Raw genomic sequence first — 17864 nt, 5'->3', positions numbered from 1 at the left:
GATCCCGACGATGATAACGATGGAAACCCAGACGGTACGGATGCGAATCCATTAGTACCCACTACGGCAGACGATGTGTTGACGGTGGTAGAAGGCACTACGGGAGTGGTGAATATACTGACCAATGATGATTTCTTACCAGGATCAGACACGAGTATCGTTCAAACGGGCGGTACTGCAGGCGGTACAGTTGTATTTGATGCATTGACAGGAGAGATGAGTTACACTCCGTTAGCAGGAGAAGAAGGCACTAATGTTACGGTGGTTTACCAAGTATGTAATACGTCGGTGACTCCGAATGTTTGTGAAGAAGCTACAGTTACGATCACAGTTCAGGTAGATACCGATGGCGATGGCGATCCCGATGTAACAGATCCCGACGATGATAACGATGGAAACCCAGACGGTACGGATGCGAATCCATTAGTACCCACTACGGCAGACGATGTGTTGACGGTGGTAGAAGGCACTACGGGAGTGGTGAATATACTGACCAATGATGATTTCTTACCAGGATCAGACACGAGTATCGTTCAAACGGGCGGTACTGCAGGCGGTACAGTTGTATTTGATGCATTGACAGGAGAGATGAGTTACACTCCGTTAGCAGGAGAAGAAGGCACTAATGTTACGGTGGTTTATCAAGTATGTAATACGTCGGTGACTCCGAATGTATGTGAAGAAGCTACGGTTACAATTACGGTAACAGCAGGACTTGATACTGATGGTGATTTAATTCCTGATTATTTAGACGTAGATGATGATAACGATGGTATACCTGATGTAATTGAAGGTAACGCTGATACAGATAATGATGGAATTCCTAATAGTTTAGATTTAGATAGTGATAATGATGGTATTTTAGATGTAGATGAAGGAGGTAATGGTAATTTAGACACCAATAATGATGGAGTAATAGATGATTTTGATGACGGTTATGTAGATGAAAATCTTGATGGACAATCAGATGATTCTGTCGATGTTAATGAAGAACCAGATACAGATAGTGATGGAGTTCCAGATTACTTAGATTTAGATAGTGATAATGATGGTATCAACGATGTTATTGAGGATGGTAATATAGATCTTAACAATGATGGTTTAGCTGATGGTGTAGATAATGACAATGATGGTATTTTAGATAGTGCGGACGCTAATGACTCAATTTTTGGAGAGGGTAACGGAGGAGAACCTGTAAATACCGATTCTGATGGAGATGGAGTTCCTGATTATCAAGATTTAGATAGTGATGATGACGGAATTAATGATATAGTTGAAGGAGGAAATGAATCATTAGATTTAGATGATAATGGAATTGTGGATGGATCAGACTCTGATGGAGATGGAATAGTAGATGATGTTGATCAAGATGTTAATAATTACGGAGATACAGGTAATTCTGATTCAAATATAACTGACCCAACAGATCCTACTAGTGGAGGGAATGGAGTAGTAAGTGACAGCGGAACAGATAGTGATGGAGATGGTATAGCAGATAGTGTAGATGGATTAAATGGCTTTGGTGATGCTATTATTAATGATAGTAATGTAAATGTATTTAATGTGTTAACACCTAACGGAGATGGAGATAATGATACATTAGTAATTCAAGGAATAGAAAATTATCCTAATAATACTTTAGAAATATTTAATAGATGGGGTAATACTGTTTACAAAAAAGTTAGTTATGATAACAGTTGGGATGGTACTTCTAACGGAAGGGTAACTATTCAAATTGATAAAAAACTACCTACAGGAACCTATTATTATGTACTCGATTTAGGGAATGGATCTAAACCTAAAGTAGGTTGGATTTACCTTAATAGAAAGTAATTTTATAATATAAAAACAATTATGATCAGAATCAAAAGTGTAGTAATCTCTGTATTTATTATATTATCTTTTGTCAAAATAAATGCTCAGCAAGATCCTCAATACACACAATATATGTATAATACATTAAGTGTTAATCCGGCTTATGCAGGCTCTAATGACCACACTATAATAAATATACTAGCAAGAACTCAATGGGTAGGTGTAGATGGTGCCCCACAAACACAAACATTGAGTTATGATACACCATTAGGTTATAGCGGAGTAGGATTAGGAATAAATTTAATAAATGATAAAATAGGACCTTCTAATGAACTGTTTTTAGATGCAAACGTTTCATATACAATAAGAACTAGTAATAGAGGTAATTTATCATTTGGATTAAAATTAGGAGGACGTTATTTAAATGTAGACTGGAGTAAAACAAATCCTCAATCTGGTAGTGATATTGAATTAAGAAATAACATAACTAAGTTCTTACCAACTATTGGAGCAGGTGTATTTTATTACAAACCAAATTGGTACCTTGGTTTAGCCATACCTAATTTTTTAAGAACAGACCATTATGATGATAATGTAAACGGGGGAGATGTTGCTACAGAAAGAATGCACTATTTTTTAATAGGAGGATATGTTTTTAATCTAACAGATGATATAAAATTTAAGCCAGCATTTTTAACAAAAATAGTTGATGGAGCTCCTTTATCATTAGATGTATCTGCTAATTTTTTATTCAATGATAAGTTTAGATTAGGAGTAGCATGGAGATGGGGAGATTCTATCAGTGCTCTGTTAGGTTTACAAGTGTCTAGATCAATGCAAATAGGGTATGCATATGATTTAACTACTTCAAATTATAGTAATTATAACTCTGGAAGTCATGAAATTATGTTAAGATTTGAAATTTTTAAACAAAAAGTAATGAAATCACCTAGATTCTTTTAAAATATGATTATTAAAAAAACTATATTATTACTTACAGTTGTATTTTGTTATAATTTTATTTATGGTCAAAATAGATATGCGGCTGATAGATATTTTAAAGAGTTTGCATACAAAAAATCAGCAGAATTATATAAAAGCATATATGAAAAAGGAGATGAATCATATATAACATTAAGTAGGTTAGGTGATTCCTATTACTATAATGTTGATTTTGAAAAAGCAGAACATTGGTATGAAAAACTAATGGAAAAATATCAAAATGAAGTGAGTTCAAATCATATTTTTAGATATGCGCAAACATTAAAAGGGAACGGTAAAGTAAAAGAGTCGGATGAATGGATGTTAAAATTAAAAAAGGTTAGTAAAAATGATAGCAGAGTAAAATATTTAGAACAAAATAAAGAGTACTTTTCAGAATATACAAACAAAGAAAAAACATTTATAAACATCCATAATTTATCAATAAATTCTAAATATTCAGATTTTGGAGGCTTTATTTATAATGATTACTTATTCTTTTCTTCTACAAGACCAGATGAAAATAAAAAACAAATCTACAAATGGAACAATCAACCATATTTAGATATTTACAAGACTAAAAACAAGCTAGTTGATAACCAAAATTTTTTGGAGGTTGATGAAATTGAAAAAGAAGAACAAATAAATTCAAAATATCATGAGTCTAATCCAATCATTACAAAAGATGGTTTAACAATTTATTTTACAAGAGATAATTTTGACGGAAAGAACCTTGAATTTGATAAACAAGGAAAAACTCATTTAAAAATTTTTAAAGCTGAATGGGTAGATGGAAAATGGATTAATATACAAGAATTACCTTTCAATAGTAATGAGTATTCCACAGGGCATCCAGCTTTAAGCGAAGATGAACAGACACTTTACTTTGTTTCTGATATGCCTAATGGTTATGGAGGAACAGATTTATATAAAGTATCTATTTTAGAAGACGGATCATTTGGTACACCAGAAAATTTAGGAAATACAATCAATACAGAATCAAGAGAAATGTTTCCTTTTATAGATAGTAATAATAACTTATATTTTGCATCAGACGGTCATTTAGGTTTAGGTGCTTTAGATGTTTTTGAGTCTAAATTAAATGAAGAGAAAAAGTATACAAAACCAGTAAACTTAGGGTCACCTATAAATAGTTCATTAGACGATTTTGCTTTTGTTATAGATAATTATAAAGGATATGGTTATTTTTCATCCAATAGAAAAGGAGGGAAAGGAGACGATGATATTTACAGCTTTTTAATCTATAAATGTAAAGAAGATATAAAAGGGTTAGTTACTGAAGCTAACACCAACAAACCTCTTTCAAATGTTACTATCCGATTAATTGATGAAGAGGGAAAGCCAATAGCAACACAACAAACAAAACAAGATGGTAGTTATTTCTTTAAAAAGATAGATTGTGAAAAAAAATATACCATAGCAGCTACAAAAGATGATTACAAACCATTTCATAAAAATACACAAACCTTAGATGTTAATGAAAAAATACTACAAACAGATATACAATTAGAATCATTAATTATTGAAGACCAAATAGTAATAAATCCAATATTTTTCGACTTTAATTCGTCTAAAATAAAAGAAGATGCTGAATATGAGTTAGAACATATCGTTTCTGTTATGAAAAACCATCCTGAAATGATTATTAAAATAGAATCTCATACGGACAGTAGAGGTACTAAAACGTATAACAGAATTTTATCTGATAAAAGAGCAAAATCTACCAGAGATTATATAATTTCAAGAGGAATAGCTAAAGAAAGAATACAAAGTGCCATAGGATATGGAGAAGATAGGTTATTGAACCATTGCAACGATAATAACAAATGCACAGAAGAAGAGCATCAAAAAAATAGAAGATCTTATTTTTATATTCTCAATTAATGTTTTTTAAATAAAATTTATACTTAAAAAGTATATTAAAACACCTTAATTTAAGGTGTTTTTTTAGTTTTCAAACCTAACAATTACAAGAAAATACGTAATTTCGCACATTCAATATACAGAACGACAAAATGAGCAAAAATTTTACTGAATACAAAGGATTGGATTTACCAAAAGTAGCCGAAGAAATTTTAAACTATTGGGAAGAAAACAACATCTTTGAAAAAAGTATTACTACACGCCAAGGTAATGAACCATTTGTGTTTTTTGAAGGTCCTCCTTCTGCAAACGGATTACCTGGAATTCACCACGTAATGGCTCGTGCTATTAAAGATATTTTTTGTCGTTATAAAACCCAAAAAGGATACCAAGTAAAACGTAAAGCAGGTTGGGATACACATGGTTTACCGGTTGAATTAGGGGTTGAAAAAGAATTAGGAATAACCAAAGAAGATATTGGGTCTAAAATTACGGTAGAAGAGTATAACGAAGCCTGTAAAAAAGCAGTAATGCGTTATACAGATATTTGGAATGACCTTACTCAAAAAATGGGATATTGGGTTGATATGGATGATCCTTATGTTACCTACAAACCTAAATATATGGAGTCGGTTTGGTGGTTGTTAAAACAAATTTATGATAAGAATTTGTTGTATAAAGGGTATACAATTCAGCCATATTCACCAAAAGCAGGAACAGGGTTAAGTTCGCACGAGTTGAACCAACCAGGAACGTACCAAGATGTAACCGATACTACCGTGGTTGCTCAATTTAAAGCTGTTGAAGAAACCTTACCTGATTTTCTTGCAGATGAAGGAACAGTATATTTCTTAGCATGGACTACTACTCCTTGGACCTTACCAAGTAACACAGCATTAACAGTTGGACCTAAAATTGATTATGTATTGATTGAAACATACAATCAATATACCTTTAAGCCAATGAATGTAATTTTAGCTAAAAATTTAGTTGGAAAGCAATTTAGTGGTAAATATAAACAAGTAGAAAAAGACTCAGAATTATTAGAATATTCTGATGGAGATAAGAAAATTCCATATTTTGTTAAAAAGGAATTTAAAGGAACAGATCTTGTAGGTATACGTTATGAGCAATTATTGCCATACGCATTACCTTATGAAGCTGCAGAAGATGCCTTTAGAGTAATTTCTGGAGATTTTGTGACTACCGAAGACGGTACAGGTATTGTACATACCGCACCAACATTTGGTGCAGATGATGCTTTAGTAGCCAAACAAGCGGAACCACCAGTACCACCAATGTTGGTATTAGATGAAAATGCAAATCCGGTTCCGTTGGTTGATTTACAAGGAAAATTCAGACCAGAAATGGATGAGTTTGCAGGTAGATATGTTAAAAATGAATACTACGCTGAAGGAGAAGCTCCAGAAAAATCAGTAGATGTAGAGTTGGCCATCAAACTTAAAACAGAAAATAAAGCCTTTAAGGTTGAAAAATATGTGCATAGTTACCCACATTGTTGGAGAACCGATAAACCTATTTTATACTATCCGTTAGATTCATGGTTCATCAAGGTTACAGATGTAAAAGATAGAATGTTCGACTTAAACGAAACCATCAATTGGAAGCCAAAATCTACTGGAGAAGGACGTTTTGGAAACTGGTTAAAGAATGCGAACGACTGGAACTTGTCTCGTTCTCGTTTCTGGGGAATTCCATTGCCAATTTGGAGAACAGAAGACGGTACAGAGCAAATTTGTATTGGTTCGGTTGAAGAACTGAAATCAGAAATAACAAAAGCAGTTAAAGCAGGAGTTATGTCTGAAGATATTTTTGCCAATTTCAAAGTGGGTGATATGTCTGAAGAAAATTATGATACTATAGATTTACATAAAAATGTGGTAGATAAAATCGTACTAGTTTCTTCATCAGGAAAACCAATGCATCGTGAGAGCGATTTAATTGATGTTTGGTTCGATTCAGGTTCTATGCCGTATGCACAATGGCATTATCCGTTTGAGAATAAAGAATTAATTGACAATAAAGAAAACTACCCAGCAAACTTTATAGCAGAAGGAGTAGATCAAACTCGTGGTTGGTTCTATACCTTACACGCAATTGGAACGATGGTGTTTGATTCGGTAGCGTATAAAAATGTAGTTTCTAACGGATTGGTGTTAGATAAAAACGGACAAAAAATGTCTAAACGTTTAGGTAATGCGGTAGATCCGTTTACTACGTTAGCAGAACACGGTCCGGATGCTACACGTTGGTATATGATTTCCAATGCAAATCCGTGGGATAACTTAAAGTTTGATATTAGCGGAGTAGAAGAAGTAAAGCGTAAGTTCTTCGGAACCTTGTATAACACCTATTCATTCTTCAGTTTATATGCGAATATTGATAATTTTACGTATGCCGAAGCTGAAGTTCCGTTAAACGAAAGACCAGAAATTGATCGTTGGATCTTATCAGAATTAAATTCATTAATCAAAACCGTTGATGAAGCGTATGCTGATTATGAACCAACCAAAGCAACCAGAGCAATCAATACGTTTGTACAAGACCATTTAAGTAACTGGTATGTGCGTTTATGTAGAAGGCGTTTCTGGAAAGGAGAGTACGCTCAAGATAAAATTTCAGCATACCAAACATTATACACATGTATGTTAACTGTGGCTAAGTTAGGGTCACCAGTTGCGCCATTTTTTATGGACAGATTGTATAAAGATTTAATACAAGCAACTCAAAAAGATGCTTTTGAAAGTGTGCATTTAGCTGATTTCCCAAAATGTAATGAAGAGTACATCGACAAATCATTAGAACGTAAAATGGAAAATGCGCAAACAATATCTTCATTAGTATTATCGTTAAGAGCTAAGGAGAAGATTAAAGTGCGTCAACCGTTACAAAAAATAATGATTCCGGTATTAGACGCTACTCAAAAGGAAGAAATTTTAGCAGTTTCAGACCTGATAAAATCAGAGGTAAATGTAAAAGAAATTGAGTTGTTAGATGATGCATCAAATATTCTGGTAAAACAAATTAAACCAAACTTTAAAGCTTTAGGGCCTAAGTTCGGAAAAGATATGAAGTTGATTTCCAGTAAAATACAAGAATTTAATCAAGAAGATATAGCCAAAATTGAAAAAGAGGGTGGGATTTCTGTTGAAATTAACGGAAAAATGATTACTTTGGAAACCGCAGATGTAGAGATTTCATCTAAAGATATTGAAGGTTGGTTAGTAGCAAACGCAGAAGGTTTAACAGTAGCGTTGGATGTTACAATTACCGAAGATTTACGCAAAGAAGGAATAGCCAGAGAGCTTGTTAATAGAATTCAAAATGCGCGTAAAGATTCAGGTTTTGAAGTAACCGACAGAATAAAATTAACATTTATTAACCTTGAAGATCTACAGCAATCAATATCGGCAAATGAAACCTATATAAAAACAGAAACATTAGCAAATGAAGTTGTTTTTGTTGATGCAATTGAGAATGGTACAGAAATTGAGTTTGATACCATTAAAGGTAAAATGTTAATTGAAAAAGTATAACATTATGACAGAAGATGTTAAAGTAAGATACTCTGATAGTGATTTACAAGAGTTTAAAGAAATTATCTTAAAAAAGATTGAAAGAGCTGAGGAAGACCTTGAACTATTACAATCAACTTATAAGAATGGTTCTGATAATGGAACAGATGATACGTCTCCTACCTTCAAATCATTTGAAGAAGGAACAGACACTATGTCTAAAGAAGCAAATATGCAATTAGCTATTAGACAAGAAAAGTTTATTCGCGATTTAAAGAACGCTTTAATTCGTATTGAAAACAAAACTTATGGTATATGTAGAGTTACCGGTAAGTTAATTCAAAAAGAAAGATTAAAATTAGTACCTCATGCCACTTTAAGTATTGAGGCAAAAAGAAAACAATAACTAAAGCTTCCTGTAAGGAAGCTTTTTTGTTTATGAAACAAGTTCAATTTCTTTTTTTATTGATGTTGTGTTTGAATCTGTTTGGGCAACAAACCCATAAAAAGCAGTGGCAAACTACAGCAAATTTCATTGAGTTATATACTTCCGGACTTGATGAAATCCAAATTTTAAACTCCGAAAATGATATGATTGATGTGAGTTTATTTGATGAAAATCCAAATTCGCATTATATTACAACGAGTGAAAGTGATAAAATTTTAAAAATTAACTTTAAACTTAATTTTCTTGAAGATGAATCAGTAGTTTTTAGAAAGTTTATTACTAAAAGACTCAACAGAGCTTCAGCAATTGTAAAAATTCCTCAAAATAAAGAAATAGTGGTTTACGGTACAAACATTGGTGTTATTTCTAAAAATTACAAAGGAGATATCAATATTTATATTGATAAAGGATTTATCAATCTTAATACAGTTCAAGGAAATGTTACTGCAAAGCTATTTCAAGGCAATGTATATGCTACCGTTAAGAACGCTACAATCCATATCACTTCTACCAATGGAAATATACTAATTAACCATAAAAAACATCAAAAAAGCTATCATCAACTATCCTCTTCAGAGAATAAAAAGTTTGAGTTAAACTCAATTAATGCTAATGTTGTGTTAACCACTCAATAAACTCAATACTTTTCTTATTTTTGCTGCTATTAAACTAAAAATATGTCAAAAAAGAATCTAGCCATACTTACTGTTGTTTTAGCAATATTGATAGATCAAATAAGTAAAATATATGTAAAAACCCACTTTATGTTAGGAGAAGAAGTGGTGATTTTTCCCAATTGGTTTATCATTCATTTTACTGAAAATAATGGAATGGCATGGGGATTTGAATTTGGCGGAAGAGCAGGAAAATTATTTTTAACTCTTTTTAGGGTTACTGCTGTAATAGGTATTGTGTATTGGTTATGGCAAACCATAAAAAAACGTACACATAATGGAGTTGTAGTTGCTATTGCTTTAATCTTATCGGGAGCTGTGGGTAATATTATTGATTCTATTTTTTACGGAGTAATTTTTGATTCTTCAAGAGGCAAATTAGCCACTCTTTTTGCAGAAGAACCATACGGACACTTATTTCATGGTAAGGTAGTGGATATGCTTTATTTTCCGATGTGGGAAGGAATTTTACCCAACTGGTTGCCTATTTGGGGCGGACAACCATTTACTTTTTTCAATGCTATTTTTAACGGAGCAGACAGTTGGATTACCATTGGGGTAATTTTGCTATTTATTTTTCACAAGCAAGCCTTTCCTAAAGAATAAATCATAAGTATTTACTGTATAGTTTTTTAGTAACTTGCATTAAAACTATAGGATGAGATACTTAAAATACGCTGCTATTTTTTTACTGGGGTTGTTACTTGGTAAGCTTTTTTATGAGCAAAAGGAACAAAAACATCAACAAGAAGAAGTAAAAGTAATGCTTCATAGCATTAAAAACTTAAGTAAATTGGTAGTTACAGAAGGTAATTACTCGCAAATGTATAGTTTCTCGGATACCAAAAAATATTTTTACGATTACTTTCAATTTCAAAAAAAGGCAATTCTTTCTGTAAATGCAAAGGTTGAAGTTGGTTATGATCTATCTCAGTTAGATATCCAAATAGATAGCATTCAAAAAGAAATCATTATTAATAAAATACCTGAAGAAGAAGTAGTCATAAGTCCGGATATAAAGTATTTTGATTTAGAGCAAAGTAGGTTTAATACTTTTACTAAAGATGAATTAAATCAACTTAATGATAAGGCTATTGAAAGAATTAAAGAAACCATTGAAGTTACCAAGTTAAAAGACGATGCCAAAACCCGATTGTTTGAAGAGCTTTCTAAAATTTATCAACTCTCTAAAATCTATCAATGGAAAGTGGTTAATAATACTGAGCTAACACTCATAGAAAAACAAATACTCAAATACTAGTGAGGTAGTTTTTTATGTAATATTCCGTATACCATAGAACCTAAAACTGCACCTACAATTATGATAATTGCCGGTAAAGGATTAAACCCTAATAGCACAAAAACAGGAGCTACACAGGCACCAGATAATGCCCAGCCTAAACCAAAAATACTTCCTCCTAATAACGTTCTTATAAATCCTTTTTCCTTTGCTTTTGGTTGAATTGCATTCCCGTCAATATCTTTAATGGTTTTCTTCTTAAACAAGTACATTAATACTGCTGAAATAGCAATAGCAGAACCTATAATACCATACATATGAAAAGATTGAAATTTAAACATTTCATAAATTCTATACCAAGAAATTATTTCAGCTTTACTCAATACAATTCCAAAGAAAATACCTAAAAGTAAAAACCTTACATTTTTCATACTAACCAAAAATTAAAGGAATTAAAACCCAAGTCATTAGTAAACCTCCTATAAAAAAACCAATAGTAGCTAATAAAGAAGGCAATTGTAAACTACTTATACCAGTTATAGCGTGTCCAGATGTACAACCACCAGCATAACGCGTACCAAAACCAATTAAAAATCCTGACCCAATAAGCATCATAAATCCTTTAAAAGTTAATACAGTATCTAAACCATAAATTTCATCAGGTAAAAATGAATTACCAGCATTTTTAAAACCTAAAGAAGTAAGTTCTTCAATGGTTTTCGGATTTAGATCAATTACTTGAGATGGAATTAAGAAGTTAGCAGCAATTGTTCCACCAACAATTAATCCAACCAAAAAAAATAATCCTTCTTTTTTCTTTTTCCAGTTGTCTTCAAAATAATTGCAAAACTTATGCATACCAACTATTGAACAAATAGTTTCAAAATTGCTAGATACTCCAAAGTTTTTTCCGAAGAAAAAATATAGGAACAAGGTTAAAGCAATAAGTGGTCCAGCCACATACCAAGGCCATGGTTGTAATATAAAATCCATTTAAAGGTTATTATTTATATAATCAACAATACTATTTGTAGCGCCAATTTGTTGTTCAACATACTGTTTGTTGATTTTTCCCATAGTATGGCGCATATCAGGTTGATTTTTTAAGCTTACAAAGATAGAAGAAAATTCTTCTTTATTAGTTACTGTTTTAGCTCCATTTAACGATATCAAATCTATAGCTTCATTAAATTTTTGATGCTTATTACCGCCAAAAACTACTGGAATGCCAAAGGTTGCTGGCTCCAAAATATTATGTAAACCAGTAGCTAAGCCACCACCTACATAAGCAACATTGGCATACGAATAAATTTTAGTCAAAATACCAATGGTGTCAATAATAAAGACTTGATACTCTTTTAAACTTTTATCTTCTTTATCAGAAAAAAGGACTGTTTTTTTATGGATAGATTGTTGTAATTGCTGAATTTGTTTCGGATTGATATTATGTGGAGCGATGATGAATTTTTCGTTTTCAGAAGATGAATTATTGATGTAATTCACAATCAGTTCTTCATCTTCTTTCCATGTACTACCCGCCACTATGGTATAAGTGTCATTTTTGAATTCTTCAATAAAATCAAGAGAATTATCTTGTTGTAAGATTTCATATACACGGTCAAAACGAGTGTCTCCTGAAACCGTTACGTTTGAAAGGCTTATTGAGTGTAATAGTTTTTTAGATTCTTCATTTTGAACAAAAAAATAATCAAAGGATTGTAAGGATTTACGCATCCAACTTCCAGAGGATTTAAAAAATAATTGTTCCTTCCTGAAAATCCCTGATACTAAAATGGTTTTCGTTTGTGTTCTTTTAAGCTCCTTTAAAAGATTCGGCCAAAACTCATATTTAATAATAACAGCCATGTCAGGATGTACTTTTTGTATGAACTTTTTTACATTAGAAGGCGTGTCTAAAGGTAAGTAGCAAACCACATCTGCAAGGTTGTAGTTCTTTCTAATTTCATATCCTGAAGGAGAAAAAAAAGTAACTACAATTTTATGATTAGGAAACAGTTTTTTTAACCGTTCAATAATGGGTCTGCCTTGTTCAAACTCACCTAAGGATGCCGCGTGAAACCAAAAGACTTTATCGGAAGGAGAAATACTGCTTAATTTTGAAAAAGTTTCTTTTCTACCATTAACAAATAGCTTTATTTTTTTATTAAATATAGCTACTATTGGAAGTAAAAAAGAAGCAATATGAATTGCGATGTTGTATAAAAAACTCATTGTTACGAAGGTATAAAATAAAAAAATCAGTGAAAAAGTTCACTGATTTTTTAGTAATATGAATTAAAATGTTATTCCATTTCAAAATCTTCCATAAACTTGGTTGTATAATTACCCGCAACATAATCTGGGTGATCCATTAACTGTCTGTGGAAAGGAATGGTAGTTTTTACGCCCTCAATAACATACTCATCTAAAGCACGTTTCATTTTGTTAATTGCTTCTTCACGTGTCTGTGCTGTAACAATTAATTTTGAAATCATAGAATCGTAGTTAGGCGGAATCATATAACCTGCGTATACATGCGTATCTACGCGTACACCATGACCTCCTGGAGCATGGTATGAAATGATTTTTCCAGGAGCAGGTCTAAATCCGTTGTAAGGATCTTCTGCGTTTATTCTACATTCAATTGAATGTAATTGTGGTGTATAGTTTTTACCAGAAATTGGTACACCTGCAGCTACTAAAATTTGCTCACGGATTAAATCGTAATCTACTACTTCTTCTGTAATTGGATGTTCTACCTGAATACGTGTATTCATTTCCATAAAGTAGAAGTTACGGTGTTTATCAACCAAAAATTCTACTGTACCAGCACCTTCATATTTAATATATTCAGCAGCTTTAACAGCAGCTTCTCCCATTGCATTACGTAATTCATCGGTCATGAATGGAGAAGGTGTTTCTTCTGTTAATTTTTGATGACGACGTTGTACCGAACAATCTCTTTCAGATAAGTGACATGCTTTACCATAAGCATCACCTACTACTTGAATTTCAATATGTCGTGGCTCTTCAATTAATTTTTCCATGTACATTCCGTCGTTACCAAAAGCAGCTTTTGCTTCCATACGAGCAGAATCCCATGCATCTTTAAGGTTTTCTTTTTTCCAAACAGCACGCATCCCTTTACCACCACCACCAGCAGTTGCTTTTAACATGACAGGGAATCCCATATCAACAGCTATTTTTTCTGCTTCTTCATAATCCTCTAAAATCCCTTCAGAACCAGGAATACAAGGTACACCAGCAGCAATCATTGTTGCTTTGGCAGTAGCTTTGTCTCCCATTTTTGAAATCATTTCAGCAGAAGCACCGATAAATTTGATTTCATGTTCTTCACAAAGTTTAGAAAACTTTGCATTTTCAGATAAGAAACCATATCCTGGATGAATAGCATCAGCATTAGTTATTTCTGCAGCAGCAATAATTCTGTCCATTTTCAAGTATGACTCACTACTTGGTGCAGGACCAATGCATACAGCTTCATCGGCAAAACGAACGTGTAAGCTCTCTGCATCTGCTTTTGAGTAAACAGCTACAGTTTTAATGCCCATTTCTTTACAGGTTCTAATTACGCGCAGCGCAATTTCACCTCTATTGGCAATTAATATTTTTTTAAACATATCTTTTTAGTTTATGAGTTTATTGGGTTTAGTAGTTTATGGGTTTAGCATAGCCAAACTTTTAAACTGTAAACTTCTAAACCAAAAAATTATGATGGATCTACTAAAAATAATGGTTGATCAAACTCTACAGGAGATGAGTCATCCACTAGTATTTTAACGATTTTACCTGATACTTCAGATTCAATTTCGTTAAATAATTTCATTGCTTCAATAATACAAACAGTATCACCAGCTTTTATTTCTTTTCCTACTTCTACAAATAAAGGTTTGTCTGGTGAAGGTCTTCTATAAAAAGTACCAATGATTGGTGATTTTATTGTAACAAATTTAGAGTTGTCTTCTGCAGGGGCAGAAGCAGAAGGAGCAGGTTCTGTTGCTGTAGGTTGTGCTACAGGTGCAGGCGCTACCATTTGTGGAGCAGCTTGCATTGGAGCTGCTTGAATAATAGTGGTTTCTGGAGAATCACTACCAGTTTTGATGGTAATTTTTACATCGTCCATTTCTAGCTTTACTTCACTAGCGCCAGATTTGGCTACGAACTTAATAAGATTTTGGATTTCTTTAATGTCCATATTGTTTTAAATTATAGTTGATTGTCTAAGAATTATAAGCCCATTTTAAATAAATAGCTCCCCAAGTGAAGCCACCTCCAAATGCGGCAAAAATTAAATTATCTCCTTTTTTAAGTTCTTTTTCGTAGTCATTCAATAGCAATGGTAGGGTAGCTGATGTTGTATTTCCATATTTATGAATATTCATCATTACCTTATCACTTTCTAAGCCAACTCTATCAGCAGTTGCTTCAATAATTCTTTTATTGGCTTGATGTGGAACTAACCAATGAATATCTTCTTTGGTTAAATTATTTCGAGTGAGCATTTTTTCTGATACATCTGCCATGTTAGAAACCGCAAATTTAAAAACGGTTCTTCCTTCTTGATGTACAAAATGTTGTTTGTTTTTTACCGTTTCTTCTGATGGAGGTAAAATAGAACCACCAGCATCAATTTTTAAGAATTCTCTACCTACACCATCACTTCGTAAAAATTCATCTTGTAAGCCTAAACCTTCATTGTTAGGTTCAAATAGTACTGCACCAGCACCATCACCAAAAATAATACAAGTTGCTCGGTCTGTGTAATCAATAATTGATGACATTTTATCGGCACCAATTAATAATACTTTTTTGTATCTGCCAGACTCAATGTAGCTAGATGCTACTGACATTCCATATAAAAAGCTTGAGCATGCAGCTTGCAAATCAAAGGCAAAAGCATTTGTAGCGCCAATTTTTGAAGCGGTATAAACTGCGGTAGATGCTACAGGCATATCTGGAGTAGCTGTAGCTACTATAACAGCATCAATTTCTTCTGGGTTTATTCCTGATTTTTGAATTAAATCTTCAGCTGCTTTGATAGCCATGAAAGAGGTTCCTTCACCTTTCTCTTTTAAGATTCTTCTTTCTTTTATTCCTGTTCTGGTGGTTATCCATTCATCATTGGTGTCCACCATGGTTTCCAATTCTTTATTGGATAAAATATATTCTGGAAGATATTTTCCTACTGCGGATATGGCTGCAGTTGTTTTAGTCATGTTTGCTTGTTTTTGTAAAAACTAGTTTCCAAAAGTAGTGATTTTTTTATCACTTTAAGATGAAAAAAACGCCAAAAACGAAAGTTTTTGACGTAAAAACAGAAAAATCTCTCAAATTTGAGAGATTTTGGTACTTTTTAAAATTTCTTTCTAAGCTTCAGCTACAGTAGCATCAATAACTACTTGACCACGGTAATATAACTTACCTTCATGCCAGTGAGCTCTATGATATAAATGTGCCTCACCTGTTGTTGGATCTGTAGCTATTTGAGGTACAGAAGCTTTATAGTGAGTTCTTCTCTTGTCTCTTCTAGTCTTAGATATTTTTCTCTTTGGATGTGCCATTTTATGTGTTTTTTCCTGTTAGTAAATCCTTTAATTTATCCCATCTTGGGTCTGTTGAATCATTTTTTTCAACAAATTTTTCTTCTTTAATCTCTAATTCTTGTAATTTCTTTAACGTATCAGATTCCATAGTGCCATCTAAAACTTGTGGATGTACTCTTTTGGAAGGAACTGATAAAATAATCAATTCATAAATATACTGTGCTACATTTAATTGGTATTCCTCATAAGGCAACACTAATATTTCTTCGTTTTCATCATTAAATTCAGTGCCAAATTTAACTACTAATGGAAAATTTCCATTAACCTCTTGGTTATAAGGTTCTGAGGTAACATCGCAAGGAACATTAACTGTGCCTTTTACATTAAAAGAAAGCTCTAACAAAGTGCTTTTTTTAACAAAATTGATTGTTACGGTTGCGTCTACATCATTAAATTCATCAAACTGAAATGCGTCAAAGAACTTTTTATCAATATGATATTCAAATGTATGACTTCCTTCTTTTAAACCTATATAAGGGATGTTAAATTGTTTAAAGTCTTTCATTATCAACATCAATTTGAGCGTGCAAAGATATAAAAAATGTTTTTATTTTACAGTATTGTAAAAAAAAAATAAACTATTTCGTTTTTAGGGCGTTAGCTTCAAGTTCTAAAAGCTCATTCCGATTCCTATAAATTTTAATTGCAGCAAATAAAGCTTCTTCAAAAGAATCAGAATTTGCAATGTTTTTTCCTGCAATATCATAACCTGTTCCGTGGTCTGGAGAAGTTCTTACAACCTCTAAACCTGCAGTAAAATTCACTCCGTTACCAAATGATAAAGCTTTGAATGGTGCTAAACCTTGATCGTGATACATGGCTAATACTCCGTCAAATTGTTTATAGGTTTTTGATCCAAAAAAACCATCCGCAGCATAAGGACCAAACACAAGTTTACCAGTTTCTTTAATTTCGGTAATAGTTGGTCTAATAATTTCATCATCTTCTTTTCCTATTACACCTTTATCTCCACAATGAGGATTCAAACCTAACACTGCAATTTTTGGTTTGTTTATATTGAAATCTTGATATAAAGAACGATGCATAATTTCAACTTTTTCCTTAATTAGTTCAGGGGTTATGGCTTCTGCAACATGAGATACAGGTATGTGACCTGTTATTAATCCGATTCGCAATTCATCGGTCATTAATATCATTAAGCTTTTTCCGTTAAAATGCTCTTCTAAATATTCTGTGTGTCCAGGAAAATGAAATTCATCTGATTGGATGTTTTCTTTGTTAATAGGTGCAGTTATTAAAAGATCAATAGTCTTGTTTTTTAAAGCGTCTGCAGCAGCTGCTAAAGATTTTAACGCATATTTACCACCTTCTGGAGTAATTTTTCCTAGATCTATATTTACATCTTCTTTCCAAGCATTTACCAAGTTAATTTTGCCATGTACTGTCTTATCTGCACTATGAATACCATGAATGTTGGTTTCAGAACCAAGTAATTTTTTATGATATGATACCACTTTTGAGGATCCAAATAAAACAGGGGTACAGAAATCTAACATCCTTTTGTCTTCAAATGTTTTTAAGATGATTTCTAAACCGATTCCGTTAATATCTCCTATTGATATTCCAACAATAATTTTACTTGATTTCTCCATATATACTTGAGTAATATCGTATTTTTGATGCAAACAAAAGTAACTAAAA

General features: G+C 32.5%; 17 protein-coding genes. 8 read left to right on the top strand and 9 right to left on the bottom strand.

The genetic code is table 11. The features are described 5' to 3' along the window. The 8 genes from SLH33_RS09380 to SLH33_RS09345 all read left to right on the top strand — a co-directional run. The coding region (locus SLH33_RS09380; RefSeq protein WP_320418825.1) for a gliding motility-associated C-terminal domain-containing protein at positions 1 to 1833 on the top strand (1833 nt) is incomplete at its 5' end. A 21-nt stretch (positions 1834 to 1854) separates the two neighbouring features. Next, a complete protein-coding gene (locus tag SLH33_RS09375; protein ID WP_320418824.1) occupies positions 1855 to 2778 on the top strand; it encodes a type IX secretion system membrane protein PorP/SprF in 924 nt (307 codons plus the stop codon). Positions 2779 to 2781: 3 nt separating this feature from the next. Continuing rightward, on the top strand, positions 2782 to 4701 hold the full coding sequence (locus SLH33_RS09370) for an OmpA family protein (protein WP_320418823.1): 1920 nt from the start codon (positions 2782 to 2784) through the stop codon (positions 4699 to 4701). A 131-nt stretch (positions 4702 to 4832) separates the two neighbouring features. Further along, the gene (gene ileS, locus SLH33_RS09365) at positions 4833 to 8237 is read left to right on the top strand and encodes an isoleucine--tRNA ligase (protein ID WP_320418822.1); all 3405 of its coding nucleotides are present in this window, start codon (positions 4833 to 4835) and stop codon (positions 8235 to 8237) included. A gap of 4 nt (positions 8238 to 8241) precedes the next feature. Then, the gene (locus tag SLH33_RS09360; protein WP_320418821.1) at positions 8242 to 8622 is read left to right on the top strand and encodes a TraR/DksA family transcriptional regulator; all 381 of its coding nucleotides are present in this window, start codon (positions 8242 to 8244) and stop codon (positions 8620 to 8622) included. Between the two features lie 32 nt (positions 8623 to 8654). Continuing rightward, positions 8655 to 9299 carry a hypothetical protein gene (locus SLH33_RS09355; RefSeq protein WP_320418820.1) on the top strand — a complete coding sequence of 215 codons (645 nt, stop codon included), beginning with the start codon at positions 8655 to 8657 and terminating at the stop codon, positions 9297 to 9299. A 42-nt stretch (positions 9300 to 9341) separates the two neighbouring features. Next, the gene (locus SLH33_RS09350; RefSeq protein WP_320418819.1) at positions 9342 to 9944 is read left to right on the top strand and encodes a lipoprotein signal peptidase; all 603 of its coding nucleotides are present in this window, start codon (positions 9342 to 9344) and stop codon (positions 9942 to 9944) included. 52 nt (positions 9945 to 9996) lie between these two features. After that, positions 9997 to 10599 (top strand): DUF4230 domain-containing protein, encoded by a 603-nt coding sequence (locus SLH33_RS09345; protein WP_320418818.1) that lies wholly within the window; start codon positions 9997 to 9999, stop codon positions 10597 to 10599. Here SLH33_RS09345 and SLH33_RS09340 read toward each other — a convergent pair. The 9 genes from SLH33_RS09340 to pdxA form a co-directional block, all read right to left on the bottom strand. Beyond that, positions 10596 to 11009 (bottom strand): YeeE/YedE thiosulfate transporter family protein, encoded by a 414-nt coding sequence (locus SLH33_RS09340; protein WP_320418817.1) that lies wholly within the window; start codon positions 11007 to 11009, stop codon positions 10596 to 10598. The two genes, SLH33_RS09345 and SLH33_RS09340, sit on opposite strands and share 4 nt — an antisense overlap. A 1-nt stretch (position 11010) precedes the next feature. Further along, complete coding sequence (locus tag SLH33_RS09335) at positions 11011 to 11571, bottom strand: YeeE/YedE family protein (protein ID WP_320418816.1); 561 nt, start codon at positions 11569 to 11571, stop codon at positions 11011 to 11013. Next, a complete protein-coding gene (locus tag SLH33_RS09330) occupies positions 11572 to 12810 on the bottom strand; it encodes a 3-deoxy-D-manno-octulosonic acid transferase (protein WP_320418815.1) in 1239 nt (412 codons plus the stop codon). 71 nt (positions 12811 to 12881) lie between these two features. Beyond that, on the bottom strand, positions 12882 to 14219 hold the full coding sequence (accC, locus tag SLH33_RS09325; RefSeq protein ID WP_320418814.1) for an acetyl-CoA carboxylase biotin carboxylase subunit: 1338 nt from the start codon (positions 14217 to 14219) through the stop codon (positions 12882 to 12884). Positions 14220 to 14308: 89 nt separating this feature from the next. Continuing rightward, a complete protein-coding gene (accB, locus tag SLH33_RS09320) occupies positions 14309 to 14794 on the bottom strand; it encodes an acetyl-CoA carboxylase biotin carboxyl carrier protein (RefSeq protein WP_320418813.1) in 486 nt (161 codons plus the stop codon). 25 nt (positions 14795 to 14819) lie between these two features. Continuing rightward, positions 14820 to 15815: a beta-ketoacyl-ACP synthase III gene (locus SLH33_RS09315; protein ID WP_320418812.1), complete on the bottom strand. Its 996-nt coding sequence runs from the start codon at positions 15813 to 15815 to the stop codon at positions 14820 to 14822. Between the two features lie 150 nt (positions 15816 to 15965). Then, on the bottom strand, positions 15966 to 16160 hold the full coding sequence (rpmF, locus tag SLH33_RS09310; protein ID WP_320418811.1) for a 50S ribosomal protein L32: 195 nt from the start codon (positions 16158 to 16160) through the stop codon (positions 15966 to 15968). A gap of 1 nt (position 16161) precedes the next feature. Next, positions 16162 to 16707 carry a DUF177 domain-containing protein gene (locus SLH33_RS09305; protein WP_320418810.1) on the bottom strand — a complete coding sequence of 182 codons (546 nt, stop codon included), beginning with the start codon at positions 16705 to 16707 and terminating at the stop codon, positions 16162 to 16164. A gap of 73 nt (positions 16708 to 16780) precedes the next feature. Beyond that, the gene (gene pdxA / locus SLH33_RS09300; RefSeq protein WP_320418809.1) at positions 16781 to 17815 is read right to left on the bottom strand and encodes a 4-hydroxythreonine-4-phosphate dehydrogenase PdxA; all 1035 of its coding nucleotides are present in this window, start codon (positions 17813 to 17815) and stop codon (positions 16781 to 16783) included. Positions 17816 to 17864 lie beyond the last annotated feature (49 nt).

The organism is Tenacibaculum sp. IB213877 (genome assembly GCF_034043975.1).
Lineage (GTDB): Bacteria > Bacteroidota > Bacteroidia > Flavobacteriales > Flavobacteriaceae > Polaribacter.
This window is presented reverse-complemented; position numbering and strand designations above follow the sequence as displayed.

What these genes read in the sequence shown, in the direction of transcription:
- SLH33_RS09360 (WP_320418821.1), top strand. Translation starts at nt 8,242, where the DNA reads ATGACAGAAGATGTTAAAGTAAGATACTCTGATAGTGATTTACAAGAG.
- SLH33_RS09350 (WP_320418819.1), top strand. Translation starts at nt 9,342, where the DNA reads ATGTCAAAAAAGAATCTAGCCATACTTACTGTTGTTTTAGCAATATTG.
- SLH33_RS09340 (WP_320418817.1), bottom strand. Translation starts at nt 11,009, where the DNA reads ATGAAAAATGTAAGGTTTTTACTTTTAGGTATTTTCTTTGGAATTGTA.
- SLH33_RS09315 (WP_320418812.1), bottom strand. Translation starts at nt 15,815, where the DNA reads ATGACTAAAACAACTGCAGCCATATCCGCAGTAGGAAAATATCTTCCA.
- SLH33_RS09335 (WP_320418816.1), bottom strand. Translation starts at nt 11,571, where the DNA reads ATGGATTTTATATTACAACCATGGCCTTGGTATGTGGCTGGACCACTT.
- SLH33_RS09330 (WP_320418815.1), bottom strand. Translation starts at nt 12,810, where the DNA reads ATGAGTTTTTTATACAACATCGCAATTCATATTGCTTCTTTTTTACTT.
- SLH33_RS09345 (WP_320418818.1), top strand. Translation starts at nt 9,997, where the DNA reads ATGAGATACTTAAAATACGCTGCTATTTTTTTACTGGGGTTGTTACTT.
- rpmF (WP_320418811.1), bottom strand. Translation starts at nt 16,160, where the DNA reads ATGGCACATCCAAAGAGAAAAATATCTAAGACTAGAAGAGACAAGAGA.
- accC (WP_320418814.1), bottom strand. Translation starts at nt 14,219, where the DNA reads ATGTTTAAAAAAATATTAATTGCCAATAGAGGTGAAATTGCGCTGCGC.
- SLH33_RS09375 (WP_320418824.1), top strand. Translation starts at nt 1,855, where the DNA reads ATGATCAGAATCAAAAGTGTAGTAATCTCTGTATTTATTATATTATCT.
- SLH33_RS09370 (WP_320418823.1), top strand. Translation starts at nt 2,782, where the DNA reads ATGATTATTAAAAAAACTATATTATTACTTACAGTTGTATTTTGTTAT.
- accB (WP_320418813.1), bottom strand. Translation starts at nt 14,794, where the DNA reads ATGGACATTAAAGAAATCCAAAATCTTATTAAGTTCGTAGCCAAATCT.
- pdxA (WP_320418809.1), bottom strand. Translation starts at nt 17,815, where the DNA reads ATGGAGAAATCAAGTAAAATTATTGTTGGAATATCAATAGGAGATATT.
- ileS (WP_320418822.1), top strand. Translation starts at nt 4,833, where the DNA reads ATGAGCAAAAATTTTACTGAATACAAAGGATTGGATTTACCAAAAGTA.
- SLH33_RS09305 (WP_320418810.1), bottom strand. Translation starts at nt 16,707, where the DNA reads ATGAAAGACTTTAAACAATTTAACATCCCTTATATAGGTTTAAAAGAA.
- SLH33_RS09355 (WP_320418820.1), top strand. Translation starts at nt 8,655, where the DNA reads ATGAAACAAGTTCAATTTCTTTTTTTATTGATGTTGTGTTTGAATCTG.